General features: G+C 59.8%; 20 protein-coding genes and 3 pseudogenes. 5 read left to right on the top strand and 18 right to left on the bottom strand.

The annotated features are described in order from the left end of the window. Positions 1-10 precede the first annotated feature (10 nt). From ACOYQJ_RS09305 to ACOYQJ_RS09290, 4 genes are all read right to left on the bottom strand, one after another. A complete protein-coding gene (locus tag ACOYQJ_RS09305; protein ID WP_422905749.1) occupies positions 11-943 on the bottom strand; it encodes a 3-hydroxyacyl-CoA dehydrogenase in 933 nt (310 codons plus the stop codon). Between the two features lie 14 nt (positions 944-957). Beyond that, positions 958-3468, bottom strand: coding sequence for a branched-chain amino acid ABC transporter ATP-binding protein/permease (locus ACOYQJ_RS09300; RefSeq protein ID WP_422905748.1), 2511 nt, complete (start codon positions 3466-3468; stop codon positions 958-960). Between the two features lie 4 nt (positions 3469-3472). Continuing rightward, positions 3473-4348: a branched-chain amino acid ABC transporter permease gene (locus ACOYQJ_RS09295; RefSeq protein WP_422905747.1), complete on the bottom strand. Its 876-nt coding sequence runs from the start codon at positions 4346-4348 to the stop codon at positions 3473-3475. 80 nt (positions 4349-4428) lie between these two features. After that, positions 4429-5673 (bottom strand): ABC transporter substrate-binding protein, encoded by a 1245-nt coding sequence (locus ACOYQJ_RS09290; RefSeq protein ID WP_422905746.1) that lies wholly within the window; start codon positions 5671-5673, stop codon positions 4429-4431. A gap of 176 nt (positions 5674-5849) precedes the next feature. On the opposite strand from ACOYQJ_RS09290, the gene ACOYQJ_RS09285 reads away from it, so the two are divergent. Continuing rightward, positions 5850-6590, top strand: a complete 741-nt coding sequence (locus ACOYQJ_RS09285) for a GntR family transcriptional regulator (protein ID WP_422905745.1) — start codon at positions 5850-5852, stop codon at positions 6588-6590. Further along, entirely contained in the window at positions 6587-7354 is a 768-nt protein-coding gene (locus ACOYQJ_RS09280; protein ID WP_422905744.1) for an SDR family oxidoreductase, read from the top strand. The genes ACOYQJ_RS09285 and ACOYQJ_RS09280 overlap by 4 nt, the downstream gene beginning before the upstream one ends. Positions 7355-7631: 277 nt before the next feature. Here the strand turns inward: ACOYQJ_RS09280 and ACOYQJ_RS09275 are convergent, their stop codons facing one another. Next, a complete protein-coding gene (locus ACOYQJ_RS09275) occupies positions 7632-8801 on the bottom strand; it encodes a type 1 periplasmic-binding domain-containing protein (RefSeq protein WP_422905743.1) in 1170 nt (389 codons plus the stop codon). Further along, entirely contained in the window at positions 8791-9774 is a 984-nt protein-coding gene (locus ACOYQJ_RS09270; RefSeq protein WP_422905742.1) for a PQQ-dependent catabolism-associated beta-propeller protein, read from the bottom strand. Before ACOYQJ_RS09270 ends, ACOYQJ_RS09275 begins: the two co-directional genes overlap by 11 nt. Before the next feature lie 115 nt (positions 9775-9889). Here ACOYQJ_RS09270 and ACOYQJ_RS09265 point away from each other — a divergent pair, with 115 nt between their 5' ends. Continuing rightward, positions 9890-11590 carry a pyrroloquinoline quinone-dependent dehydrogenase gene (locus ACOYQJ_RS09265; protein ID WP_422905741.1) on the top strand — a complete coding sequence of 567 codons (1701 nt, stop codon included), beginning with the start codon at positions 9890-9892 and terminating at the stop codon, positions 11588-11590. Between the two features lie 63 nt (positions 11591-11653). Continuing rightward, positions 11654-12223, top strand: a complete 570-nt coding sequence (locus tag ACOYQJ_RS09260; RefSeq protein WP_422905740.1) for a c-type cytochrome — start codon at positions 11654-11656, stop codon at positions 12221-12223. Positions 12224-12228: 5 nt separating this feature from the next. On the opposite strand, the gene ACOYQJ_RS09255 is transcribed toward ACOYQJ_RS09260, so the two are convergent. The 9 genes from ACOYQJ_RS09255 to xdhA form a co-directional block, all read right to left on the bottom strand. Next, complete coding sequence (locus ACOYQJ_RS09255; RefSeq protein ID WP_422905739.1) at positions 12229-13134, bottom strand: ankyrin repeat domain-containing protein; 906 nt, start codon at positions 13132-13134, stop codon at positions 12229-12231. Next, on the bottom strand, positions 13131-13547 hold the full coding sequence (locus ACOYQJ_RS09250) for a cupredoxin domain-containing protein (RefSeq protein ID WP_422905738.1): 417 nt from the start codon (positions 13545-13547) through the stop codon (positions 13131-13133). Before ACOYQJ_RS09250 ends, ACOYQJ_RS09255 begins: the two co-directional genes overlap by 4 nt. A 400-nt stretch (positions 13548-13947) precedes the next feature. Beyond that, positions 13948-15690: a di-heme-cytochrome C peroxidase gene (locus ACOYQJ_RS09245; RefSeq protein WP_422905737.1), complete on the bottom strand. Its 1743-nt coding sequence runs from the start codon at positions 15688-15690 to the stop codon at positions 13948-13950. A gap of 342 nt (positions 15691-16032) precedes the next feature. Continuing rightward, positions 16033-16455, bottom strand: a complete 423-nt coding sequence (locus ACOYQJ_RS09240) for a GlcG/HbpS family heme-binding protein (RefSeq protein WP_422905736.1) — start codon at positions 16453-16455, stop codon at positions 16033-16035. After that, the gene (gene guaD, locus ACOYQJ_RS09235; protein ID WP_422905735.1) at positions 16452-17753 is read right to left on the bottom strand and encodes a guanine deaminase; all 1302 of its coding nucleotides are present in this window, start codon (positions 17751-17753) and stop codon (positions 16452-16454) included. The genes ACOYQJ_RS09240 and guaD overlap by 4 nt, the downstream gene beginning before the upstream one ends. Positions 17754-17826: 73 nt before the next feature. Beyond that, entirely contained in the window at positions 17827-19431 is a 1605-nt protein-coding gene (locus ACOYQJ_RS09230) for a xanthine/uracil/vitamin C permease (RefSeq protein WP_422905734.1), read from the bottom strand. Further along, positions 19428-20309, bottom strand: a complete 882-nt coding sequence (gene xdhC, locus ACOYQJ_RS09225; RefSeq protein ID WP_422905733.1) for a xanthine dehydrogenase accessory protein XdhC — start codon at positions 20307-20309, stop codon at positions 19428-19430. Before xdhC ends, ACOYQJ_RS09230 begins: the two co-directional genes overlap by 4 nt. A gap of 4 nt (positions 20310-20313) precedes the next feature. After that, on the bottom strand, positions 20314-22638 hold the full coding sequence (xdhB, locus tag ACOYQJ_RS09220) for a xanthine dehydrogenase molybdopterin binding subunit (RefSeq protein WP_422905732.1): 2325 nt from the start codon (positions 22636-22638) through the stop codon (positions 20314-20316). 12 nt (positions 22639-22650) lie between these two features. Beyond that, positions 22651-24108, bottom strand: a complete 1458-nt coding sequence (gene xdhA, locus ACOYQJ_RS09215) for a xanthine dehydrogenase small subunit (protein WP_422905731.1) — start codon at positions 24106-24108, stop codon at positions 22651-22653. A gap of 122 nt (positions 24109-24230) precedes the next feature. Here xdhA and ACOYQJ_RS09210 point away from each other — a divergent pair, with 122 nt between their 5' ends. Continuing rightward, complete coding sequence (locus ACOYQJ_RS09210; protein WP_422905730.1) at positions 24231-25133, top strand: LysR family transcriptional regulator; 903 nt, start codon at positions 24231-24233, stop codon at positions 25131-25133. Between the two features lie 60 nt (positions 25134-25193). On the opposite strand, the pseudogene ACOYQJ_RS09205 reads toward ACOYQJ_RS09210, so the two are convergent. The 3 pseudogenes from ACOYQJ_RS09205 to ACOYQJ_RS09195 all read right to left on the bottom strand — a co-directional run. Then, a pseudogene (locus ACOYQJ_RS09205) lies at positions 25194-25355 on the bottom strand (IS6 family transposase); the annotation flags it as partial. Between the two features lie 23 nt (positions 25356-25378). Next, positions 25379-25600: pseudogene (locus ACOYQJ_RS09200) on the bottom strand (ISKra4 family transposase); the annotation flags it as partial. Between the two features lie 67 nt (positions 25601-25667). Next, a pseudogene (locus ACOYQJ_RS09195) lies at positions 25668-26424 on the bottom strand (IS5 family transposase). Positions 26425-26509: the final 85 nt, after the last annotated feature.

The raw sequence follows: 26509 nt of genomic DNA, 5'->3' as shown, positions 1-26509 counted from the left end.
CGTTGCTCCTTCAGGATTGTTCGGATGCGAGATGTCGGCGCAGCGCGGCGAGCCGCGCGTCGCGGCGATCCTGCCGCGCGCGGATGTTTTCGGGGCTGCGATCCTGCGGCCAGGTCGCTGCAATCTTTTCGGCATTTTCGACCGAAAACACCTCTGGTCCTGCTGGCGCTTCGGCCAGTCGCGCATAAAAACCGCCATAACGCGCGACATAATCGGTGATACCGCCCGGGGCATTGAGGTCGATGGTCTCGATTGGCCCCATCAGAGCCCAACGCAGGCCAAGGCCGTCCTTGATGGTGGCGTCCAGCCCTTCGACGCTGACGACACCTTCGCCCAGAAGACGCAGCGCCTCGGCCAGCAGCGCGCCCTGAAGTCGGTTCAGCACAAAACCGTCGCGTTCGCGGGTCATGCGGACAGGCACCTGTCCGATGGCGGAATAGATCGCCTCGGCCCGGTCCATGGTTTCGGATGTGGTCCATGGCGCGGGACAAAGCTCGACAACCGGCACGAGGTGCGGTGGATTCACCGGATGGCCGACCAAGCAGCGGCCTCTATTCTCCAGCGTCTCGGTAAAGCGCGAGGCGACGATGGCCGAGGTCGACGAGGCGAGGATCGCCTCTGGAGCGGTCGCTGCGTCGATCCGGGCGAAGAGGTCGATCTTGACCTCTATCTTTTCCGGTCCGTTCTCCTGAACGAAGATCACGCCGCTGACGGCCTCTTCCAGCGTCGGGCAGGTGCGGATGCGGGAAAGCGCGGCGTCGCCGTCCTCCAACAACCCTTCGGCCTGCATGGTGTCGCACAGCGTGGCCATATCGCCCTTGAACCGGTCAAGGACGTTGGGATCGGCATCCCAGACCTGCACCTCGTAACCGGCGCGGGCAAACAGCGCGCTCCAAGCACGCCCGATCAGGCCCGCGCCTATGATAGCAACTGTTTCAGTCATATCGGGTCCTTTCCTCACAGCCAGAGTACCTGACGGCGCAGGTCGATGTCATGGGCCAAAGCGGCGGAGGGCCCTTCGTGGATGATGCTGCCGCGTTCAAGTGCCACGGTCCGGTCCGACAGGGTCAGCGCGAGATCAAGGTTGTGATCCACGATGATGATGGACACCTCCTCGCGCAAGCGGTCGAAGGTTTCGAACAATTGTTCGACGATAGCGGGGGAGAGTCCCTCGAACGGTTCATCGAGTAGTAGGACACGGGTATCGCCGGACAGGGCGCGCGCCACGGCGGCCATCTGCTGTTCGCCGCCCGACAGGTAGTCGGCGGGCGTGTCGATGCGCTCCTTGAGCCGCGGGAAATAGGCAAAGATGCGCTCTTCATCCCAATGCGATCCGGCGCCGGTCTGACGCTGAATGCGACCAAGTTCGAGGTTGTCCTTGACCGACATTCCCGCGAACAGGCCGCGCCCCTGCGGTACGTATGAGATCCCCGCTCGGGCCATCGCGGCCGAGGCCATGCCCTGAATCGGGGTGCCATCAAGACAGATTTTACCGCTGCCGACCGGCGCAATGCCAATGAGGGATTTCAGCAGCGTTGACTTGCCCGCACCGTTGCGACCCAGAAGTGCAAGGATCTCTCCCTGCCGCAGATCAAAGCTCACATCGTTGATGATGTGGCTTTTGCCGTAACTTACGTTGACCTTGTCGAGCGACAGCAGAATCTTGTCCTGCACGGCGCTGGTACGGGCCCTGCCCGCTACGGTAGATGTGCCAGAGCCGATATAAACCTCTTGGACACGCTTGTCGTCGCGCGCGTCGTCCACGGTCCCGTCAAGCAGAACCTGGCCTTCGTTCATCACCGTGACATGGTCGGCCAGTTCGAACACGCGGTCGATGTCGTGTTCCACCAGCAACACCGGGATGTCCGCCGACAGCGCCTTGAGCAGGTGGCCAATGCGTTCGCGTTCGGCCACCGAGAGCCCAGCCAGCGGCTCGTCCGCCAGCAGGATACGCGGATGGTTCCCCAGTGCAAGGCCAAGGTCCAGCAACCGCTGCCCGCCATAGGACAACGATCCCGCCTCGGCGCCGTCCATACCCGACAGCCCGGCGTAATCCATGATCTGCGCGGTGCGGTTGTTAACCTGCGCGAGGTTGCGGGCGCGGATCACAGGATTCATGCGCTGCGCATCTCCGGCCTGCACGGCAAGGCGGATGTTTTCTCGCACGGTAAGCGAGGGGAACAGGTTGGTGATCTGGAAACTGCGCCCAATGCCTGCAGCTGAAATCTCCTCAGGCGTGCGGCCCGAAAGCGGTACTCCGGCAAGGGTCACACTGCCGCCATCGGGCTTGTACAGACCCGAAAGCAGGTTGAAGGCGGTGGTCTTGCCTGCGCCGTTCGGCCCGATGAGCGCGTGCAGCGTGCGGTCGCGGACCGAGATGTCGACATCGTCCACGGCTTTGAGCCCGCCGAAGTGCTTGGAGATACCTTTGGCCACCAGCAACGCCCCATCGGTGTGATCCTTGGGCTTCAGGAAGGCAGGCAAAGGGTGCACCCCAGCCTTGCGGCCTGCCATCGCGGCCCCGGTTTCCGCAGGCGGGTTCAGGTAGCGGCGGATCTGGCCGGGAATGCCGATAAGACCTTCGCGGGCGTAGAGGACGAACATCATGAAGACGAGGCCGAACCACAGCAGCCAGTTGTCGGTGTAGATCGACAGGTATTCGCGGAAGAGGATATAGAACAGCGCCCCGATGGCGGGACCCAGATAGCTGCGCATCCCCCCGATGACCACCATCGCCAGAAGTTCACCGGAAAAGATCACCGACATCGGCTCGGCCGAGGTCATGCGGTTCTTGTAGAGCAACAGCACACCCGCAAGCGAGGTGATCGTGGCAGACAACACGAAAGCGGCCAGCTTGTAGCGGTCGACTTTGTATCCGAGGAAGCGTGCACGCTGTTCGTTCTCGCGGATCGCCAGCAGCACGGTACCGAGGGGAGAATTGTTGAACCGCCACAGCAGTACCAGCACGGCGAAGGCGATAACCGCAACCAGCCAATAATAGGGTTCGGACATCTCGAAATCGAGCCCTAAGAAGGCTGGCCTTTCAATGCCGCCAAGGCCGTTCTCGCCGCCGGTGACCTCGGTCCAGCGGAAGGCGATCGAAAAGCCGAGCGCCGAAAGCGCCAGCGTCATGAGCGAGAAATAGACGCCGCGACGGCGCAGGATCAGCGCGCCGAAGCCCGTGGAGATAATCGCCGTAGCCACGACAGCCAACAGAAGCGGGATCAGGAACGCCCCCCCCATGGCCAGCGACGTGAGGCCCGCCAGATAGGCCCCCAAACCAAACCATGCGCCATGACCAAAGCTGACAAGCCCCGTGCGCCCGGCAAGAATATTGAGGCCCATGCAGGCCAGACCATAGACCACGACCTCGGTCGCGGAGGTATAGGTGAGGCCCGCGGCAACGATGATGAAGGGCAGAACGATCAGCGCGGCGGCCGCGATCAGGAGAGGGTGTATGCGGATCATCGGGTCACTCGAATCGAAGGATGCGTTCGCCCAGCAGGCCGCGCGGACGCAGCAGCAGGACGACGAACATAAGCATGAAAATGGCGGCGGTGGACCAGGTCGACAGGCCGATGGCCACAAGAACGCCCTTGGTCAGACCGACGAGAATGGCGGCGATGATGACGCCCCAGAAGGAGCCAAGGCCGCCGATCACCACCACGACGAAGGCCAAGGTGATAATCTCGGCCCCCATTGCGGGATGTACTGTATAGATCGGTGACAGCAGCACCCCGGCAAGCCCGGCAAGCCCGATGGCAATGCCCGCGATGACCGACAGATAGGGCCGCAGCGAAATGCCCAGCGATCCGACGATCTCGGGGTTCTGCACCCCGGCCCGCACGATGCGGCCAAAGGAGGTGCGATTCAGCAGCACCCAGAGCGCGCCAACTGCGACCACCGCCACGGCGATCAGAAACAGCCGATAGCGTGAATAGATGAAATCCCCCATGAACACCTGACCGCGCAGGATGTCCGGCATGTTGTAATTCTGCGGGGAGGCTCCAAAAATCCAGCGCAACCCCTGTTCGATCACCATTGCCAGACCAAAGGTCAGCAGCAGCGAATACAGGGGATCGATGCGGTAAAACCGGGTAAAGAGCGTCCGTTCGATCACCATGCCCAGCCCCGCCACGATCAGCGGCACCAGCACCAACGCCCCGAAATAGCCGACATAGGGTGTGATCAGGATCGCCAGATAGGCACCGATGGCGAAAAAAGCCCCGTGCGCGAGGTTGATGATGCCGCCCAACGAAAAGATCAGCGACAGCCCCAGCGCGATAAGCAGGTAATAGGTGCCGTCCAGCAATCCGTTCAGAACCTGCGCGATGAATAGCCCCATCATGGCGGTGCGTCCCCCCATTGTTTTGAGTGTCAGATGACTGGGCGGGGGCGTATGAAGCCCCCCGCGCCTTGTCGAAGATCTTACAGAGTGCAGGTGCCGCCGGTGACGCTCTTGGCGAGCGTTTCAAGCGGTTCATCCGCGCCGGGCAGCGGATCAGACGTGGTGAAGATGTCGTATTCGTTCTTCACCTCATCCGCGGGCAGGGCGGTGATCGCATAGATTTCCTGGATCATCTGGTGATCGGTGGGACGGAAATAGCCTTTGCGGTTCTTCATCAGATCAAACTGCGCCTCGGGGCTTTCCAGATAGGCGACAAGCGAGTCACCGCTGGCGTCGCCCGCCTCGGCCACGGCCTTGGCCATGATGAGACCCGCATTGTAATCGCCCCATGCCTGGTTCTCGGGTGGCTTACCGTAGGCGTCGGTGAATGCCTTGACGAAGGCCTGGCTCGCATCGTTCGGCACGAGGTGGTTCCAGACGTTGGGCCATGTGCCGCGGAAATTCTGCGCACCGGCAGCCCAGGCCGACACGGTGTCGAAACCAAAGCCGCCAAGGGTGAAATCGAGCCCGAATTCGCCGTATTGCTTGAAGAAGTTGGTGATCTGCGTCCCCGCGAGGTTCAGCGCCACCACATCCGGCTCAGCTTGACGGATCTTCAACAGGTAGGACGAAAAATCTGTCGCATCGGTGGGCACAAGGTCTTCGCCCGCGATGATACCCCCGTTGCTGTCGAGAAAGGCCTTTGCCGCTGCCAGCAGGTCGTGACCAAAGGCGTAGTCCGCCGTCATCGTGTACCAGTTCTTGCCATCGACAAGGTTCTGGCTCTTGAAGAACTGGCCTTCGGCGTTCACGTACATCGAATTCTGCGTCTCAACGTGGAACATGTAGCGGTTGCAATCCTGCCCGCGCAGCGAATCCGAATTGCCGCCTGTGTTCACGAAACATTTGCCATAACGCGCCGCCACCTGCGAAATCGTCAGGCAGGAAGCCGAGGAAATCTCGCCGATAATCATATCGACCTGATCGCGCTCGAACATACGTTCGGCTTTGGTCGAAGCGGTCTGCGGGTTGACGCTGTCTTCCATGACCAGTTCGATCTGACGCCCGCCAGCACCGCCGTTGGCGTTGATATGCTCGACGGCCAGTTTGATGCCCATCTGGGCATATTCGCCAAGCGGCCCGAGAAAGCCGGTGGTCGGCGTCAGGTGGCCAATTTTTAGCGGTGCGCCCTGCGCACGCAGATAGGCGGGTGCCGCAACGCCAAGTGCGAGCCCGGCCGCGCCTGCCCGCAGAAAACTCCGCCGGTTTGTGATGGTTTTGGTCATGCTGTTCCTCCCTGAAATCAGTGCCCGAGGATCACACCCGAATGGGATCTCGATCTTTCCGGCTGACTTTTCTCCTCCGCCGGGCGATCAAGGCTTGAAGTTAGGCCCAATACACTGTGATCTGAGATCACAGTTGCAGATCGGCCCCCGAGGTGTCAACAGGAGTTACCGAGATCATGACCGAACCACTTGACCAGCTTCGGCCCGCCCGGCGTCAAACCCTTTCGGAACAGGTGTTTGACACGCTGAGCGAGATGCTTTTGTCCGGTGCCCTGCGCCCGCGCGACCGTCTGTCCCTGCGCGATTTGGCCGAACGACTGGAGGTTTCGATGATGCCGGTGCGTGAAGCGGTGAGTCGCCTCGCGGCCAGTGGCGCGCTCGAGGTATCGCCAAAACGTGCCGTGATGGTGCCGCTAATGACGGCGGTGGAATTTGCGGACTTGACGATGGTGCGCATGCTGAACGAAGGGCAGGCAGCGCGGCTGGCTGCGGAACGGGCCTCGAAGACCGAGATCGCCGGCGTCGTCGCGCTGGCCGAACGCTTTGAAGAGGTGCTGGACAAGGCCTATGGCAGCGCTGCGGCGGTGGCGGCCAACAAGGACCTGCATTTCGCGGTCTATCGCGCCGCCGGATCGCCCGCGCTGATGGAGGTGATCACCATGCTCTGGCTCAAGGCCGGGCCAATCATCAATTTCGATATCGGCGTCGATACTGGCGCCCCCCGTTCCGAAGACATCACGCACGCGCGCAGCCACCATTCGCGTGCCCACCACCGCCAGCTGTGCGAGGCGCTGCGCGCCCGCGACGGCGACACCGCAGCGCGCGCCATCGCCGAAGACATCCGCGTGGCATCGGAACTTATTCGCGCCCATGGCGCGCTGGATACTGACGATAACCCAAGGAGGATCATTCCGTGAAACTGGAACTTGAGGGCGCCCGCGTGATCGTGACCGCCGGGGCGCAGGGCATCGGCCGCGCCATCGTCGAAGCTTACCTGTCCGAAGGCGCCCGGGTGGCGACCTGCGACATTGACGAGACCGCACTCGACACACTCCCGGCTGAGGTGTTCCGCCAGCGCGCCGACATGGCCGACGCCAGCCAGATCGCGGGCTTCATGGCGGCGGCGCAGGCGCATCTGGGCGGGCTCGATATCCTCGTGAACAACGCGGGCATTGCCGGGCCGACCAGCCCCGTTGAAGAGCTGGACCCGGCGGATTGGGACGCCACTCTGGCCATCTGCCTGACCTCGCAATTCCACTGCGTTCGACACGCGGTACCGGCACTCCGGCAAAGCAAGAATGCCTCGATCATCAACCTGTCCTCACTTGCCGGGCGACTGGGTTTTGCCATGCGCACCCCCTACGCCGCAGCAAAATGGGGTGTGATCGGGCTGACCAAATCGCTCTCCATTGAACTGGGCGGCGACGGCATTCGCTGCAACGCAATCCTGCCCGGCATCGTGGCGGGCGACCGTCAGCGCCGGGTGCTGGAGGCCAAGGCGCAGCGCCGGGGCCTCAGCTTTGCGCAGGTTGAGGCGGAGGCATTTTCCTACACCTCGATCAAGGAATACGTGCAGCCCGACCAGATCGCCGACCAGATCTTGTTCCTCACCAGCGTACGCGGGCGGACGATTTCGGGGCAGGCGATATCGGTCTGCGGGGACGGCCAGATGCTTGCCTGACCTGCTACGTGTTGCAGGAGCAGGCGCACTGCCAAGTTGACGTGTTCTTTGCGGCAGGCGAGTTTCTAGGCGTGAACATTCCGACGTCGAAGCCCCGCCTGAAAGGCTACCGCTTTTGCCGTGCAACCATCGCCTAGACCGTTTTGGCGTACCATCGGTTTGCTCTTGGCTTGGCTGGTGTCGAAGATTTGTCGGCGGAAAGTGGCGTGATCGTAAGCCGAGAGGCCATCACTCACTGAGTCAACCGGTTCGGCAGGCATTTTGTCGGTTACGTGTGTCACTTTAGCTGCAAACACGCACTTTCCGGCCGGTCCGCGCCGAGCGTATCCAGACGATCCGCCTGATGGTCAAAGCCGTCCAGCGGGGCGGAGGCAATTGTCGCGTTGTGCGTCGTGAGCAGGATCGGTTGCCGCAACTGTCCGTCCCAGGCGCGGAAATTACCGCGTACACCTTTATACTGGTCGACGGACAAATCAGCCGAGCGAAGCATGTGGCCAACCGCCTGGGGCGTGGCGGCTTTGGCGCGGGCAAGCGCTTCGATCACCGTTTGGACGGCAACCCAGGCGGCCCAGTCTTCAGCCGTCATGTCGCGGCCAGCCAACTTGGAAAAACGCTGGTTCAGTTGTGGCGCGCCGTTGCGTTCCCACGTCCAGTGCCATGCGCGCGCCACCAGCCCCTCTGAACCAACGACGGGGCGCGGTTCTGCGGTGGCATAAGGGACATAGCGACCGAATTCGCCTGCGGCATCGACCAGCCAGATAACGTCATAGCGTTCCTGCTGGGTCATCAGCAGGATGTTGGTCAAATCGCGTTGACGCGGATCATTGGACAAAGCAAAGACATGTTCACCAACCACACTTAGCCCGAACTTGCTGGCAGAGGTGCGCACCGCCGATACCTCTTGGTCGTCATCGGACTCTGACCCGCGCAGCACCAGCACACTTGTCCATCTCTGATACCGCAGATATTGCGCAAGCGCGTCGGTCAGCATGGCGCGTGACGGAATGGTATGTAGCAAGGCGGCATTACACTCGCCGCCGCGATAACGGTCGGCGACATGCCGGATATTGAACAACGTCGGCACTGTCTCTGCCTGTGCCAGAACATGGTCCATCACCGGGGCGGGCAGATCCAGCAGAATGGCAATAGCCCCCTGTTCCGCCAGCTGTGCCGCGACAGCCGCGGCATCTTCATCGGGAGGCAGCAGGTATTCGTCCAGAAGAATCCGGAAGCCCAAGGCACGCCCAATCGCGCGCGCGTTTTTAATCGCCAGACGTGCTCCGTCGATCGGGCGGTTGTGGTCCTTCAAGGACAGGCCGGTATAGACCGGTTGCGCCTCATAATAGGGATCGTCGGCCACAGCCAGATAGGCGATGTGCACATCCTGCTGTGCTGGGGCGGGGGCCGCCCAGACGAAAGCGACAAGCGCCAGCAGCCTACCGATCATCGATGAGAATTCCATAAGGCACCAGTCCTACCGGAACTGAGGTCACGGCTTGCAGGGTCTGCGTGTCGATTACGGTCACGTCATCCGAGAGCCCGTTGGCCACGAACAGCCGCGTCTCGTCTGCCGAAAGCTGCAGGCCCCAGGCGCGCTTGCCGACAAGTAAATAGTCGATGACAGCCCGGGTTGCGACGTCTACAACCGCCACACGATTGGCCCGGCCCAGTGCCACAAAGGCCCGGGTGCCATCGGCTGTCATCCTGATATCGACCGGAGTCACCTGTTCGCGGCGCAGTCCCGTCGGTGAAAACAAAATGTCGCCCGTCAGTTTCAGCGACGCGACATCTATGATGTTCACGATCCCCGCGACCTCGGCCGAGACCCAAAGTTCGGACTGATCCGGTGTCAGCGCAAACCGGCGCGGCCGTGTGTCAACCAAGATGTCAGCGATCAGCTCATCGGCCTCCAGGTCGATGACATGCACCAGATTGGCCGCCTCTGACGCCACAAAGACCAGCCGACCGTCGGCCATGATCTGCACGCCTTCAGGTTCCTCGCCAGTTTCATACTCAGTCAGAAATGCACCGGTTTCGACGTCATAGACAGAGGCGGTGGCGTCCTCTTCGTTCGAGACGATCAGCCTGCGGCCGTCGGGGTGCAGGTCGAAGGTCTCAGGTGCGGCAACGCCGCGTATGCGCCGCAGCAGCGTAATCTCTGCTGTATCGTAGATCGCGATCTGGTCGTCATCGGCGCAGGCGACGTAAAATTCTGACCTGTCCGCGCTGAAATGCATCCCGCGCGGGCGCGCGCAGGTTTCTATGACGTCGATCACCTCGAGCTTTTGATTGAGGATCGACAGCGTATCGTCACGCTCGTTCGACACGATGATGCGTCCGGACGGATCGGCGACCGCAGGGCTGACCCAAAGTGCAAACACAAACGCAACCGCCACGCGAACCAAGATTTCGTCACGCATCACATCGCCCGCCTTCCCTTACGTAATCATAATGGTAGCCCAATCCATTTTTTTTGCATAGGATTGTATTCTGGCAAAGCGATATGATTGCCAGCATCCTGGGGAGGAAACTTTCATGTCTGTTCAAAAATTATTGATACCGCTTTCGGTCGCGGCGACACTAATTTCTACCGGCGTCGCTGCGCAAGACGAAGTTACAAACAGTACCCTGTATGGCGACTTGGCGAATGTGACACAGGATATGCTGTCGCGGGCCGCCGGTGATGGCAACAACTTCCTGCACACAAATGGCAATTACGCGCAGACGCGGTATTATCCGTCGCGCCAGATCAATACCGACAATGTGCGCAATCTGCGGCCAGCCTGGATCTTCCAGACCGAGATCGTCGACACCATGGAAACCACGCCGATTGTGGTGAATGGCGTGATGTATGTCACGACCGCCTTCAACCACGTCTACGCGCTGAACGCCGAAACCGGCGCACAGATCTGGCATCACAAACACGACATGGGCCCGATTACGACCTATTGCTGTGGCCCAAACAACCGGGGCGTGGCCGTCGCGGGTGACCTTGTGTTCATGGGAACGCTTGACGCACAGCTTGTGGCGCTCGACGCCAAGACTGGCAAACAGGTCTGGGCGACTCAGATTGCTGACGCGGAACTGGGCTATTCCGAGACTATGGCCCCCACGGTCGTCAATGGCATGGTCCTGATCGGCACCAACGGTGGCGAATACGGCATCCGGGGCTTCGTCAAAGCCTTTGACATGATGACCGGCGAGCTGAAGTGGACTTTCAACACCACGGCCGACGATTCACAGGGCGTCTGGGCGACCACCGATGCAACGGGTCGCGACATGCACCGGGATATTGAGGCGGAAAAAGCGGCCTATGCCGCGAACGGCGATCCCTTTGCCACTTTGGGTGGCGGTGTATGGCAAAACCCAGCGGTCGATCTGGAAACCAACCGCATCTACTTTGTGGTCGGCAACCCGTCGCCCGACCTCGATGGCGCGCTGCGCCCCGGTGACAACCTGTACACTGACAGCCTTGTCTCGGTCGATCTGAATACCGGCGAATATATCTGCCACTTCCAGTATATCGCCCACGATGTCTGGGATCTTGACGCGGTGTCGCCGCCGATCATCACCATGGTCAAAGACGCGGAGGGCAATGACGTCAAAGGCATCCTGCACGGCGGCAAGACCGGCCATGTCTATGTAAACAAGGCCGACGACTGCTCCATGATCCGCTACTCCGAGGCGATGGTCCCGCAAGAGAACATGTGGACTTTGCCCACCGCCGACGGCGCGCGGATGCTGCCCGGGGCCAACGGGGGCGTGGAATGGTCGCCGATGGCAGTCGATCCGAACCTGCACATGAGCTATGCGATCAATCTGCACCAGCCGATGACCTACACCGTTTCGTCCAGCCCCTATCCCGAAGGCAAGCTCTGGCTGGGTGGCTCCTTTGACGTCATCCCGGAAGAAGAGCAGTGGGGCAATGTCACTGCGGTTGACTACAACACCGGCAAGATTGCCTGGAAAGTTCGCACCGAACAGCCGATGATCGGCGGAGTGTTGGCCACGGCTGGCGGACTGGTCTTTACCGGCGAAGGCAATGGTCTGTTCAAGGCTTATGATTCCGCATCTGGCAGTGAATTGTGGCGCTTTCAGGCGGGCGCGGGCGTCAACGCCCCGCCGTCCAGCTATACCGTGGGCGGCCAGCAATACATTGTTGTCGCGGCAGGCGGAAACGCGCAGCTGAATTACAAGCGCGGCAACAATATAATCGCGTTTGCGCTGGCCGACTGATCGGCAATATTCCGGCAAACAGACGGGGCATCATTTGCCCCGTCGCAACAGGAGTCGCTAGAAATGAGAATATTTCGGTCGGCGCTCGCAGCCAGCCTTCTGGCCCTTGCGACTTCCGCAATGGCTCAGGACGCCTTCAACCTTGAAGAGACCGTGCAGCTTTGCACAAGTTGCCACGGCGAAACCGGTGTGCCTGTCGATGAGACCTATCCGATCATCTTTGGCCAGCAGTTCTTTTATATCTACACACAGCTCAAGGACTATTCCGCCGGGCGGCGCCAGAACGAGATAATGACTGGGATCGCCGCAGAGTACTCGCGCGACCAGATGAAAGAAATTGCGCAATATTTCGCTGACCAGGCCTGGCCCGATGTGCCCGCACATACGCAAGACGGCGACCAGGCCCTTGCCGAACGCGGGATCACCGGCGGCCAGTGCAGCGCTTGCCACGGCAAGTGGGAGGGCGACAGCCGGATCCCGCGCCTCGCCGGTCAACAGGTTGGCTATCTGGACAAGGCGATGCTGGATTTCAAGAACGAGGTCCGCATGAACGCGCCCGACAAGATCAGCACAATGAAGCAGCTGGACGACGCAACCATCGCCGCGCTGGCGCGTTATCTTGGTGCGATGTAGGATCGCTAACGCAGCAGCGCCGCAATTTCGGGCGTCATGGCAAGATCCGCAGCACTTTTTCCGGTCTTGTCCCGCCGCGTGGCATCCGCGCCCTCCGCCAGCAAAAATGCAACCATCTCTGCATGGCCACGTTGCGCCGCGATCATCAGGGCATCGCGGCCCCTGTCGTCGCGGTGCTTTACGTTAGCCCCTGCCTTTAGCAGCAGCATCGCAGTCTTGATCCCGTCATTGGCGGGCGCGTCATTGGCATGGCCCGCAACCCAGGACAGCGCCGTCAGCAAATGGCTGTCCGTCGCCGCAACATCCGCTCCGGCGGACAAAAGCAGCGACACGACTTCGGGATAGGCCCGACCCGCAGCATAGATCAGCGCCGTTTTGCCCAAGCTTTCGCGCGCATTGATCTGCGGGTCGGTGGCCAGCAGCGTCTTGAGCATCCGAAGGTCTCCGTTGAACGCAGCTGCGATCAGGGGCGTAATGCCCTGTTTGTCGGCCGCATCAACATCGACCCCCTGCAACAAAAGCCAATCCACCATCTTTCTGCGCCCATTCCGCGCGGCCCGCAGCAAAGGAGTCGCCCCGGTCAGATCGCGCAAAGACAGATCGGCGCCCGCCGCTCGCAACAAATCAGCCACCTCGACCGACCCGTGACCCGCAGCAACGGCAAGAGGGCTGGCCCCCTGACCATTGCGCGCCTGCACCGACGCACCGCGTGCCAGCAAGTCCCGCGCGGCAGACGGACAATTGAGCGCGGCAACACGAAACAGGGCTTCATGCAGGCGCCGCCCTTCCAGCGCACGCTCTTGTTCTTTCAATTCCTGCTGCGCGCTGTTGCAGGCCTGCGACCCATCGCGCGCCTTCGCATCCTGCGCGCTCAAGGCCAAAGCGATCAGCACTATTGGCAAGCCCCTCATTTCACGATGACCTCACCGGCAAACCCCAGCGCCGCCAGCCCCTCGACGGCAAAGCGGTAGGTCCCGGCGCGCAACGGCACGAACCAGATTTCGCTCTGGCTTTCCTCTTCGAATGTCAGCGAATTCAGACCTGATACGCGCAGGGTCGTGTCATCAATCGTGATCTTGTCGATCCAGCTTTCGCTAAACAGCCCCGTCGCTGTCACCGTATAGTCGTCGCGCCCGTCGGTCGCTATTCGCCAGCGATAATAGATTCCGGCCTGCAATTCATACTGCGTGACCGAAAATCCGGTCTCCGCATCGATGACCAGAGTCTCCAGCCGCTCGGCTCGGCGTGTCGGATCCGCGCTCCCTATGGCCGGAATGATCGCTAGGGCCAAAACGATACCGCATGCCAGATCGATTGCCTTCACCTTGGTCTCCTTGGAGTCTCATTCCCATGGAATGGCAACAGATCCTCACAGAATGTCAGTCACGAGTTGCCAAATTCGTCACATCCCACAATGCGAGACTTCCGGCGTTTCTCAAAGTATTTTGAATGGGAATATTGCGTTGCTTGTTTTTTCGAGCCGGCAATTTGCTTTTGAGGTCATTGTCGGGGATGGTCTGATGCGTCGGGATCGGACTGTTGCATTAACCTTCTGGTGTCGCATAGGCCTTCGGTGTTCAGTCCCGGCATCTGGTAGATTGGATTTATGATGAATCGATCTGGCTCTAATGTCCAGATCAATGAACCTGCAACTTCAGGCCCATTAACCTGACAACGCCTCCAGACCTATTGACTTACGGCCAGAAAAGATCGCAGCACGGGGATCAAATTGATTTGAGATACTCCAACAGTGCGCGCTTCTGATCCTCAGTCAAGGACGTGCCGTAATCGTGCCCGCAGCGGCTGTTGCCGGAATTCAGATCGTTGCAGCCCGTGGTCTCGATCACCTGATTGAACTTGGTTTGGTCCACGGCCAATCCGACATTTTCGATGTCATAATTCGGCCCTGGCACAAAAGAGGCGACACGGTCTTCCGGGGATTTAAGCACCTCGACCAGCGTTGGGACCGAACCGTTGTGCATGTAAGGTGCCGACGACCATATGCCGTCAAGAACACGTGCTTCGTATTTGCAAGGTTGAACCGCGCTGATGTCGACGGGCAGGCTGTCTTCCTGTACCGGGAATGCCCCACGCAGATCCTTGAATTCGTCCAGATAGTCAGGCGGCAAGGCGCTCTGATCCATCAACAAACCGATCTGGGCATCAGCATCGGCCTGGACCGACCGAAATGAGGTATAGTCCTGAATGATGCCACCGATCACCGAGAGTGCCAAAACGTCGATCGCCGGCGCCCGAGATCCCAGCGGCTTTCCGATGACGGGGATCGACGCGCCTTCCAGAACGCCGGTTTGGACCGTGCGGGTAAGCACTCCGCATTCGCGGGTATCGGTGCCCACGTCCTTAATCGGGGTGGCATAGGTCGCATGCGTGACAGACCGGAATTCGCCGCGCTTTTTTCCGTGGCATTCGACGCAGCCGCCCAGTTCGGTGGACAGGTTGAAAATCTCTTCGCCCTGCTCGGCCAGAGTCTGATCCAGCGTCCAGGGCCATTTCGGCGCCCCGAGGTCCCAAATCCAATCCTCAAGCGCTTTCAATCCGTCAAAATTGGCCGAATTTTGCGAGATGTAATCATAGTCAAACAGGATGCCCGGCTTGTGCTCTGGGCGGAACTCGGCAAACACGCCATAGACCTCTCCCAGGTTCCGCGACAAGCCCAGCAGGTCGTTGCCGTTTTTCGCAAATCCCGGCCATTGCGTGTAATCTTGCCGCGCGGCATTCCACAGGAAGGGATAACGTGTCGGCGCATCGGCCACGGCGATATTGTCCGGGATCAGATAATCGTCCGCTTCGGGCCCGATATCCAACCCCGCGAGGCGGTTAAAGATCATCGACACCGCATCCAGTCGGGCTGGCCCCCAGGCTGGATCGGGCAGCGAGCGGGTGATCAACGTGTGAAACCTATTGCTCCAAACCTCGACCTCGGCCTTCAGTGCGGCAACGTCCGAGTCGGACTCTTCTGCCTCCAGCGCTACCTCGGCGAAGGCCTCGAAAGCTTCGTCACTGTCCAGCACCGCAAGGACGGCATCGTCGAGATCTTTCAGAAAACTCTGGAAGTCCGAGATCGCCGGCCCGCCGTCAATCCGGTAGCCGGTTCCGTTCACGTCGATTTGCCGGGTATGACAGGCCGAGCAGGTCATTCCGATCGCGGTCGTGCCGTTATAATCGTTGGTGGTGAAGCCGATCGGCAGATCCGACTGGCTGCGGCCAGGCATCGGCAGATACCCGTAGCGGTCCAGGCTATCGTGCAGGAAGGGCTGACCATCCGAAGTCTGAAGCGCCCGCATCCAAGCCAGCGGCATAATGCGCGCGCCCTGATCCTGAGTGTAGAAACGTTGCCTTAGATCCGGGGTCCAGTCGCTGCCTTGATCAACAAAGACCGTTTGAGCATCAGCCGTGCCGGACAGACCGAGTATGAGAAAAATCGAACAGGTGAGACGCACAATCATTGGATGCCTCCATGTCTGGAAATACCCTCATAGTTGCACGGCGGTCTACTTTTGCCAAGCTGCCAATCGTGAAAGAAAGTAGGCAAAACATGGTGGTCGTCGTGCTAGGGTAAGGGTTTCCGAATGAGGCGGGACCCACAATGGATGCAAGTAGGTTCTGTCGATAACGATTGTAGAGCGTCTTGGCTGGGCCGTATTCGGCGGGCAAATCCGACCAGCGATTTCGTTGGCCCCTTCCGCACCGGAGCCAACGAAACGGCACTGATCGTGTGCTGACGTGCGGGTCTTGCTTCCGTCGGCGCATTTTGGAATTTTTGTTGGTCTCGCGCACAGTGAGATAACTCAGATCTGTTTAAGAAAAGCGTCAATTCCTGCCTGCGCGACGGCCCTGTCCTGATCCGGTGTTCCCGAACTGACGCCGATGCCGCCGACAACTTCGCCATGTGCAACGACCGGAAGACCGCCGCCGACAACCATCAACCGCCCGCCAATGGCGGAAGCGATCCCGTAGGCGGGGGCGCCCGGTTGGCTGGCAGCCCCGTAGTCATGCGTCGCTTTCCTGGCAGCTGCCGCAGTAAACGCCTTGTCGATTGCAATCGTTGAGGAAGTCACTTTGCCGCCATCCATCCGACTGAACGCGATCAGGTTCCCGCCCTCATCCGCAATTGCGATACACATCGGAACGCCAATTTCGCCCGCCTTGGCGGCCGCGCCTTCGATCAGGATTCCTGCATCCTGAAGGTCTAGTCGAGTAACTGAAATCATGTCAGGTCTTTCTTTTGTGGTACGCCAGAAACGTAGGTTTGCGCGATGGCTCGGTCATCGCCCATCATTTGAATGACGAACAGTTCGTCCGAAAGGCTTTCGGCGCGATCCATGCGCAGGTCCATCGCCGCTGTCGCGCGGGCGTTTATGACGACGACGTCAGCTTCTGTTCCCGCATCAAGGGTGCCGATTTTGTCGGTCAGCCCCAAGACTTCGGCGTTGCCACGGGTGATCCAATGGAACGCGCGCAAGGCGTGCAATTTCTGGTCTTGAAGCTGAAGGATCTTGTAGCCCTCATTCAACGTCTGGAGCATTGAATAGCTGGTTCCGGCCCCGATATCCGTGGCGATTCCGTTTTGGATACCGCGCGCCCGCAAGCCTGCATCATCGAACAATCCGCTACCAAGGAACAGATTGGACGTGGGGCAAAAGACCGGATGGGCACCTGTTTCGGCAATCGCTCCGATTTCGCGGTCTTTCAGGTGGATGGCATGGCCGAGCATCATGCGCGGACCGAGCAGGCCGTACCCCTCATAGACGTCCAGATAATCGCGCGCCTGCGGAAAAAGCGTGGCGGTGAATGCGATCTCGTCGTGGTTCTCGGAGAGGTGTGTCTGAACGTAGCAATCGGGGTGTTCACCCGCCAACGCGCCAGAGATTTCGAGTTGCTCCGGCGTTGAGGTGATCGCGAAACGCGGCGTGATCGCATAAGATGCACGCCCCTTGTTGTGCCAGCGTTCGATAAGCGCCTTGCTGTCATCATAACCTGATTGGGCAGTGTCGAGGATCGCGTTGGGGGCGTTGCGGTCCATCATCGTTTTGCCGGCAACCATCCGCATGTTGCGATCCCGAGCCTCCGAGAACAGCGCTTCGGCGGAGGATGCATGGACCGAACAGAAGGCCACGGCGGTGGTCGTGCCGTGCTCAGTCAAAAGATCACAAAAGTGCCCCGCCATGGCGCGGGCGTGCTGGGCATTGGCATAATCGGCCTCTGCCGGAAAGGTGTAGCCGTTCAGCCAATCCAACAGTTGATTGCCCCAACTGGCGACGATCTGGACTTGCGGAAAATGGATATGCGTGTCGATAAATCCCGCCATCAGCAGGTGAGGGCGGTGATCCTTGACGACTGCATCTTTGGCTTCGGCGGCAACGTCGCCAAATGTACCCGACGCCGCGATTGTCCCATCGCGCATCAAAACTGCGCCATCCTCAACGTAACTATAGGCGTCTGTGTCGTCGGGGCTTGAGGGCTCGTCATGGAACGTCAAAAGGCGACCGCGCAGAAGTGTATCGGGCATGGGAGTGACTCTTTCGTGGGATGGCGGCAAACGAGACGGCGCATGTTGTGGCCGCCTCGTTCAGGGTTTGAAGTCAAGCGATGTCGAGCGCGGGGCTGTCATCCTCAACTAAGTCAGGCTCATCCGGAACGATGATGCGATGCTTGAGGTCTTCTTTGGGGGCAACCATCGGATAGATCAGCATGAATGCGCCAATGATCAGATAGCCGACGGTGATGCCATCGAACTGTGGCATTTGCAGCGTGAAGCTGTGAATGACGCCGATCGAGGACATCACTGCCGCGGCTATGGCAAAGCCTCCGGCCTGCTTGAACCGACCGTCGATAACATCAGCTGCAATGGCGCCCCAGACAAGTCCGGTGATGATCGCACCCTGCGACAAGGCGAGGTGACCTTCGTAATGCGCGCCTTCCATGAGCAACGCCGCCGTCAGATCGCTATCGCCCAGACCGGGCAAGCCTTCGACACCGGTGTTGCGCAAGGCGTTCATCAAGGATCCCCATTTGGTCATGAGGAAGTTCGAGATGTGAGGCAGGATTGCGAATGCGACCGCCGCCATATGCGCGGGCTTTACCGCGTATCCGGTATTGGTGATCAGACTTACGGCCACGAACACCAGAACAGGGGCCGCCGCCGCAATCGGGATCAAACCTGCAAGGAACGAAAGGAAGCCCAGAAAGGCCGCCGCCGCAACAACAAGCGCCACCGCGATGATATAGCCCGCACGCGCATCCATGCGCTTGTAGGCAGGATGACCGATGTAGACCGTCGTCGGGAAAGGCGATCCGAACAGCGCTCCAATCATCGTGCCTGCACCGTCGGTGATCTGGCACAGCCCCACCGGGTAGCTGTCGCCCGCAGCTTCGGCGGATTCAACGTTATTCATCGTCTCGATGAAATTGTAGATCTGCACCGGGATCAGAACCAAGAACAACTCGGGGTTGGCGAAGAGGTATTGAATACCAATCAGCATGTCACCGAAATACGGAACGGGCGCGTAAAAGCCGATGCCATCGGTGTCAAAGGACGATTGGCCAAGAAAAATCGCGATGACCGTGCCGATGGCAATCGCCACCAGACCAGCAGGCACATTGCCCGGGAGACGGAAGCGGCCGATCAACCCCCAGAGGATGAACAACAGCGATGAGAACCCGATCAGCGGGTGTTCGAACACAGTGGCCAGCGGCACGGACCCGATGAACACCAAAGCGATCCCGCACAGCGTCCCCAACATACCCGCACGCGGCGTGATCCGCTTCAGAAACGGGCCGACGATTGCGCCAAATGCCGCAACGATACCACCCATAAAGCCCGCACCAATGCCGACCTGCCACGCCAGAAGGGAATCCCCCGTCGCCCAGAAAATCGGACCGATGACGCCGAACAAATAGACAAACATGACAGGCGTCGAGATACCGTAGGGCAAGGCGGTGACGTCTTTGCCCTGCTTGTTCGCTACCCAATTGGCCATCAGCGAATAGACGGCAACACCTGCAAGAATTGCAACCGCAGCCCCCGGCACGATCCGGCCAAAGACAATTTCGGCGGGCATCTGAAAGACGAACTGACAGACACCGGACAGGATCAGAAGATTGACTAGGTTGTCGGTGAACAGGGCCCAGAACGCATTGAAATCGTTTCTGTTAAAGAGCCTGTAGCTGTAGGTTGTATCGGTCATTTTTGGAATCCCTCCCTATGATATTGCCCCGTGTCGCCCTCCTCGGCGCTCTGGGCGGGGTGTTGGTCGCTAAGTGTGTCTGCGCGCGCCGCTGCACCGGTCAGACGCTCCATGATCTCAGCAACCACGAAGGCTGCGATAACCTCGGGGCGTTTATCGGTGCTGGCATTGTGGCCGATGGGGCAGGTCAGACTGTCGATGTCGGTGGTGGTGGCGTGGGCCGCATGAAAACGCGAAAACTTGACCCGTTTGGTTGCCGAGCCGATCAGCCCGACATAAGCCGCATCACCGCGGTCCAGCGCCTCGGACGTCAGTAGGAAATCAAGGGCGTGGTCATGGGTCAGCACAACAAAGGCACTGTCCGCGGGCGCGCATCGTATGTCAGCCTCAGCCATGGCCGACAAACGCGTTTCAACGGTTGCGTCACAAAGCGACAGTTCCTCGGACCGGGAATCGACCAGAATGCAGCGCACGGGCAGGAACTGAAAAAACTGCGCCAAGGCGCGGCCGACGTGGCCTGCCCCAAGAATGTAGACATGAGGTAGCTGCGCGATTGACTCCGCGTGCGCCGAACAGGCGGCCTGACGATCCGCAGCGGTCATCTGCGTCAGCGAGATGGCAACGCGGCCACCACAACACTGGCCAATTTCCGGCCCCAGCGGGACATCCATCTGCCCTGCCAAACACCCTGCCCGCAGCATGGCGCGAGCCTCGTCTATGGCCATGTATTCCAGCTGTCCGCCACCGATGGTGCCGTGCAAACCGTCAGCTGTCACGAACATCTGCGCCCCTGCGTCGCGGGGGGACGATCCGCGCACATTCGTCAGGTGCACGTGGATCACATCCTTGGACGTTGTCAGAAACCGGGCAAGCGTCATGAGATCAGCCCCTCAACCGTTCGATGGCGATCAACACCCGCTCAGGCGTCGCCGGCGCATCCAGGCGCGGGCATTCGCGGTAGTCTGCGACGCTGGCGACGGCGTGGGACAAGGCCTCGAACACGGAAATGCCCAACATGAACGGCGGCTCACCCACGGCCTTGGAGCGTTTGATCGTATGCTCCTTGTTCTCGGACCACGTTGCGAGGTTCGTGTTGAAGATGCGCGGGCGATCCGAAGCGAGCGGGATCTTGTAGGTCGAGGGCGCGTGCGTGCGCAGCTGGCCCTGAGCGTCCCACCACAATTCTTCCGTGGTCAACCACCCCATGCCCTGAATGAACGCGCCTTCGATCTGCCCAACATCAATGATCGGGTTCAGCGACTTGCCGACATCGTGCAGGATATCCGTCCGCTCGACACGGTATTCGCCCGTCAACGTGTCAACCGAAACCTCAGAACAGGCGGCACCATATGCGTAGTAATAGAATGGGCGGCCTTGGCCTGTTTCGCGATCCCAGTGGATCTTCGGGGTTTTGTAGAACCCGGCTGCGGACAGGTGGACGCGGGCCATATAGGCCTGCTTGATAAAATCAGGGAAGGACAAGACCTCATCCCCAACCTGCACCGCATTGGGGAGGAAACGCACTGCGTCGGCGTCGGTGTTCCATTGCGCGGCCGCAAACGCCACCAGCCGATCTTTGATTTGCCGTGCCGCGTCCCGCGCGGCCATACCGTTCAGGTCAGATCCGGAAGAGGCCGCCGTCGCCGAGGTATTGGGCACCTTCTCGGTGGTCGTCTTGGTGATCTTGATGGTGTCGAAATCGACCTGCAGCTCATCCGCGACGACTTGTGCGATCTTCGTATTGAGGCCTTGACCCATTTCGGTGCCACCGTGGTTCAGGTGGACAGAGCCATCCGAGTAGATGTGCAAAAGGGCACCCGCCTGATTGTACCACGTGGCCGTGAACGAAATGCCGAATTTCACAGGTGTCAGCGCGATCCCTTTGCGGATCGAGCCGCCCTTGGCATTCCACTCCAGAACGGCCTGACGGCGCACGGCATAGTCGGCGCTGTCGGCGAGTTCCTCACAGATGCGCGGGGCGATATTGTCTTCGACCGTCTGGTGATAAGGCGTCACATCGCGCCCGCCCTCGCTGTAGAAATTGCGCTTACGCACTTCAAGGCTGTCCAGCCCGCGGTGATAGGCGATCTCTTCCATGATGCGTTCGGCGGCGATGACACCCTGCGGCCCGCCAAATCCGCGAAACGCCGTGTTTGACACGGTATTGGTCTTCATCGGATGCGAATTCAGCAGAACATTGGGATAGTAATAGGCGTTATCTGCGTGAAACAGAGCGCGGTCCGTGACCGGGCCAGACAGATCGGACGAAAACCCGCAACGTGCAGCGAATTCACCGGTCACGGCGGTGATCACGCCCTCATCATCAAAGCCCACCTCGTAATCAATCACGAAATCATGCCGCTTGCCCGTCGCTGACATATCATCATCGCGATCAGGGCGGATTTTGACGGCGCGGTTCCATTTCTTTGCAGCCACCGCGGCCACCGAACAGAACAGGTTCATCTGGGTTTCCTTGCCGCCGAACCCGCCACCCATCCGGCGCACGTTGATCACAACCGCACTGGACGGCACGCCCAACACATGCGCCACCATATGCTGCGCCTCGGACGGGTGCTGGGTCGAGGAATGGACGATCACGTCGTCATCCTCACCGGGAATGGCGAATGCGATATGGCCCTCCAGATACATGTGGTCCTGCCCACCGACACGCATCTTGCCTTTGATACGGTGAGCGGCGGCCGCCATCGCTTCAGCCGCGTCACCACGCTTGAGGGTCAGCGGCGGGGTCACATAGCCCATGCCCGCCTCTTGTGCGGTTTCAGGGTCCAAAGCGTAAGGCAAGTCTTCGTAGTCGATCTGGGCAAGCTTGGCCGCACGTCGCGCCGCGTCGCGGGTCTCGGCAACCACGGCGAACATTGGCTGGCCCCAGAACTCAACCTTGTCAGTGGCAAAGATTGGTTCGTCATTGCGCCCGGTCGGCGAGACATCGTTGACACCGGGAATATCATCGGCGGTCAAGACGCCAATCACGCCGGGGGCCGCGCGCACCGCCTCCAGATCAACCTTGCGCAACCGCGCATGGGCTTTGGTCGACAGGCCGAGATAGGCGTGCAGCGTGCCCGCAGGTTCCGCGATATCGTCGCAATACTGGGCGCGGCCTGTCACGTGTTTGATCGCACTATCGTGGCGCAGATCGGTGCAGGCGCCGCCTTTGATCGTGGCATGGGATGTTTTTTGCATGTTCATGGCAGCTCTCCCTTACGCGCTCAGACGGGCGTTTGATGTGTCGGCCTGCTGGTCCAACCAGAATTTGCGGAACAGGTTCTTGGACACTTTCAGGCGGTATTCTGCGGAGGCGCGCCAGTCGGTCAGCGGGTTGAAATCGTCGCCAAGACGTTCGGCAGACGCCAGCAGGCTTGCTTCGCTCCAGGCCGCACCGACAAGCGCTGCCTCGGCGTGGGATGCGCGTTTGGGCGTCGCGGCCATGCCGCCAAATGCGATGCGTGCAGCGGTGATTTTGCCGTCTTCAACCGTGATATTGAATGCAGCGCACACAGACGAGATGTCCTCGTCGCGGCGCTTTGAGACCTTGTAGGCTGCGTGAATCGCGTTTTCGGCAGGGCGCGGGACAGTGATGGATTCGAGCAATTCCCCTTCGGCCCTGTCTTGCTTGCCGTAGTCGATGAAGAAATCCTCAATCGGCAAGTCGCGACGAACACCACCTTTGCGCAGTGTGATCAATGCGCCAAGGGCAATCAGAACCGGTGGTGTGTCCCCGATGGGCGACCCGTTGGCAACATTGCCGCCGATCGTTCCCATGTTGCGGATCTGCCAGCCTGCGATGCGATCCCAAAACGCGCCCAGATGGGGGTAGTCGGCGGCCATTGCGGCGCGACTGTCGGTATAGCTTACGGATGCGCCCAGTGTGATGGCTGTGTCAGATATGGCAATCTCGCGCAACTCTTCCAGATGGTTCAGAAACACGACAGGAGAGATGTCGCGCAGGAACTTTGTCACCCAAAGACCCACATCCGTCGCCCCCGCAACAATCGTGGCATTGGGCATCTGTTCGAGAATGTCTGCCAGATCATCAACGGACGCCGGCAGAATGCAGCGGCTGTTGTCGCGTCGCACATCAACCCGCAACCCATCCTTCAGGTCTGTCAACTTCGCGGTGATCGCGCTGCGTTCACGCGTCAACGCATCATCGGCGGGAGATCCCAGTTGGGTGGCCGCCTTGGCCGCCTTGATGATCGGCTCGTAACCGGTGCAGCGGCACAGGTTACCCTGAAGTGCGGTTTCGATCTCTGTTTCGGTCGGATCGGCGTTGCCCATCCATAGCGCGTAAAGCGACATCACGAAGCCCGGTGTGCAAAAGCCGCATTGGCTGCCGTGGTGTTCAACCATCGCTTGCTGGACGGGGTGCAGTTTGCCGTCGGGCCCCGACAAATGTTCGACGGTCACCACATGGCACCCATCCAGCGAGGCCGTCAGCCGAATGCAGGCATTGACCGGGTCATAATGCAGGTCACCGTCGTACAACCGTCCCACTAGTACCGTGCATGCGCCGCAATCGCCTTCGGCACAGCCTTCCTTGGTGCCCGTCAGGCGGCGGTCGATCCGCAAGAAATCAAGCAATGTGTCGCTGGCACCTACCCTGTCCAGGACGACGTCGCGGTCGTTCAATATAAAACGTACTTCGGATCTCGTCTTCATGTGTCCTCCCTCGCCGCACCTGAGAATCTGCAGCCACACCCATTATGATCGGATTTGAGTCAATGAAATACGGGGCATTCGAGTATGCTATTTCAACGAATCGTTGAAAATAGGAGGTCCGCTTGCCCTATATCGAAAGTCTGAAGGTCTTTGTTCGTGTCGTCGAACTTGGCAGCATCACAGCCGGAGGGCGTGACTTGCGCCTGACGCCAGCGGTCGCCAGCAAACGCATCAAGGAGCTTGAGCGCAGGTTGGATGTGCGGCTGTTCAATCGCACAACCCGCAAGCTGTCCCCAACCGACGTGGGTCAGACTTTCTACGATCACGCCCGTCAGGTTGTGCAATGCCTTGAAGATGCCGAGGCCGCGATATCGGGCTATTCCCAGACACCGCACGGCACCATTCAGGTTACTGCTCCTCTTGGGGTGGGCAAGCGACTGGTTGCCCCCCTCATCCCCGAGTTCGTAGACATGTATCCGCAGGTGTCCGTGCGGCTGCGCCTGTCAGACCGTAAGGTAAATCTTTTGGAGGACGGCCTCGATGTTGCGATGTTCATCGGCCAGCCACCGGATTCAAACCTGAAACTGCGCAAGATCATGGACACACCGCGACTCCTTTGCGCTGCGCCATCCTATCTTGAGGAACGCGGCATGCCGCAGTCTCCCGAAGATCTGTTGCGCCACAATTGCCTGCTCCTGCGATATCCAAGATCACCCGAGTGGTATTGGACGCTCTCGACGTCAGAAGGACCCAAGCGGATGGATGTTTCGGGCAGCTACGATTCTGATGATGGCGACGTTCTGACCGGATGGGCCTGTGCCGGACGTGGTATCGTCAACAAGCCTCGCTTCGAAGTCGCAGAGCATCTTGAGTGTGGGGCCCTTGTCGAGATCCTTCCCGAAACTCCGCCCGAACCCGCAATGTTCGGATGTCTCTACCCGCACCGACGATTGCAGGACAACAAGATCAAGCTCTTCATCGACTTTCTTTTTCAGCGCTGCCGCGAGAAGCTGTCACTGGTATGACCTGCGGGTTCTGTCGCAAACTTTGTTTGCCGATTGAATACGTCCTTTCTCTGGACACATTTATGCTGCGAACGCCGCAAACTTCTGCATTATGGTGAGCTCGTTGCCGTCGATTTGGCCCTTTAGGATCATGTGTGCGGTCTCGATCCCAGCCAGGGTTGCGTCGGCAGAGTGCTAGGCTTTGACGCCAAGCATAGGGCGCGTGATCCGCTTTATGAAACGGGGGAGTGGGCAATACCTGGTGGTTATGCGGCCAGCTTTGAAACGGTGAGCCTTTCGTCAAGGATAGCAGCCCGCGTAATGGCAACGCGATATGCGCCCTGCGGTGACCATTTCATCCGGCGGCGTTTTCCCATGCGGGCGTAGCCAATATCATCAACGCAGCCTTATGCCCGGTACGAAGAAACAGCGAGGCCGTTTCGGTATCGACGACCATAATTCGGAAGCGCGTCGAAGTTGTTGGAAAGACATCATCAAGTTATCTGTGTTTCTGGCATCGAAAGCTGGGGGCTAGGGTCAGGACTCGTTCTCGTTTCATAGCCAAAACAAGACGGTTGCGGCGAGCGCGATGGCGGACAGGAAGACCTTGGGACAACTGTCGTATCGGGTCGCGACGTGCCGCCAGTCCTTGAGCCTACCGAACATGATTTCAATCCGGTTGCGCCGTCTGTATCGGCGCTTGTCATACTTCACAGCTTTCGTGCGCTGTTTTCGACCGGGGATACACGCGCGTATCCCTTTGTCTTTCAATGTTTCTCTGAACCAGTCGGCGTCATAGCCGCGATCACCGAGAAGCCAATCGACATCCGCAGGCCGCTGAGCAGTGCCCGTGCGCCGATATAATCGCTCACCTGCCCGGCGGTGACGAACAGATCAATCGGTCGACCTTGGCTGTCGCAGATGGCGTGCAGTTTGGTGTTCATGCCGCCTTTGGTCCGATCGATCAGGCGTCCACGCCCCCCTTTTTCACGCCCATGCTGGTCGCTGTTCGGTGGGCCTTCAGGTACGTTGCGTCGATCATGACGGTCTTCTCTTCGCCGTGCTCGGCAGCCAGACCGGCCATCATCTTCGCGAAGATGCCTTTGTCGCTCCAACGCTTCCAGCGGTTATAGAGCGTTTTGTGGGGGCCATACTCCTTCGGCGCATCCCGCCATCGCAACCCGTTACGATTGATGAAGATAATCCCGCTCAGGAAGCGCCTATCATCGACGCGGGGCGTACCATGGGACTTCGGAAAGTAGGGCTCCAAACGCGCCATCTGCGCATCGCTCAGCCAGAAGAGATCAGACATGTTCACCGCTCGTTTTCGAGCCGTGAACCACGCCGCGCGGCGGAAATCAATGGGTCCTGAGCCTAGCTAAACGGTCTCTTAGGCC

Source organism: Pacificoceanicola algae, assembly GCF_049341065.1.
Taxonomy (GTDB): Bacteria; Pseudomonadota; Alphaproteobacteria; order Rhodobacterales; family Rhodobacteraceae; genus Pacificoceanicola.
This window is presented reverse-complemented; position numbering and strand designations above follow the sequence as displayed.

Coding starts and splice junctions, on each gene's coding strand:
- ACOYQJ_RS09305 (WP_422905749.1), bottom strand. CDS start 943: ATGACTGAAACAGTTGCTATCATAGGCGCGGGCCTGATCGGGCGTGCT.
- ACOYQJ_RS09300 (WP_422905748.1), bottom strand. CDS start 3,468: ATGATCCGCATACACCCTCTCCTGATCGCGGCCGCCGCGCTGATCGTT.
- ACOYQJ_RS09295 (WP_422905747.1), bottom strand. CDS start 4,348: ATGATGGGGCTATTCATCGCGCAGGTTCTGAACGGATTGCTGGACGGC.
- ACOYQJ_RS09290 (WP_422905746.1), bottom strand. CDS start 5,673: ATGACCAAAACCATCACAAACCGGCGGAGTTTTCTGCGGGCAGGCGCG.
- ACOYQJ_RS09285 (WP_422905745.1), top strand. CDS start 5,850: ATGACCGAACCACTTGACCAGCTTCGGCCCGCCCGGCGTCAAACCCTT.
- ACOYQJ_RS09275 (WP_422905743.1), bottom strand. CDS start 8,801: ATGATCGGTAGGCTGCTGGCGCTTGTCGCTTTCGTCTGGGCGGCCCCC.
- ACOYQJ_RS09270 (WP_422905742.1), bottom strand. CDS start 9,774: ATGCGTGACGAAATCTTGGTTCGCGTGGCGGTTGCGTTTGTGTTTGCA.
- ACOYQJ_RS09265 (WP_422905741.1), top strand. CDS start 9,890: ATGTCTGTTCAAAAATTATTGATACCGCTTTCGGTCGCGGCGACACTA.
- ACOYQJ_RS09260 (WP_422905740.1), top strand. CDS start 11,654: ATGAGAATATTTCGGTCGGCGCTCGCAGCCAGCCTTCTGGCCCTTGCG.
- ACOYQJ_RS09255 (WP_422905739.1), bottom strand. CDS start 13,134: ATGAGGGGCTTGCCAATAGTGCTGATCGCTTTGGCCTTGAGCGCGCAG.
- ACOYQJ_RS09245 (WP_422905737.1), bottom strand. CDS start 15,690: ATGATTGTGCGTCTCACCTGTTCGATTTTTCTCATACTCGGTCTGTCC.
- ACOYQJ_RS09240 (WP_422905736.1), bottom strand. CDS start 16,455: ATGATTTCAGTTACTCGACTAGACCTTCAGGATGCAGGAATCCTGATC.
- guaD (WP_422905735.1), bottom strand. CDS start 17,753: ATGCCCGATACACTTCTGCGCGGTCGCCTTTTGACGTTCCATGACGAG.
- ACOYQJ_RS09230 (WP_422905734.1), bottom strand. CDS start 19,431: ATGACCGATACAACCTACAGCTACAGGCTCTTTAACAGAAACGATTTC.
- xdhC (WP_422905733.1), bottom strand. CDS start 20,309: ATGACGCTTGCCCGGTTTCTGACAACGTCCAAGGATGTGATCCACGTG.
- xdhB (WP_422905732.1), bottom strand. CDS start 22,638: ATGAACATGCAAAAAACATCCCATGCCACGATCAAAGGCGGCGCCTGC.
- xdhA (WP_422905731.1), bottom strand. CDS start 24,108: ATGAAGACGAGATCCGAAGTACGTTTTATATTGAACGACCGCGACGTC.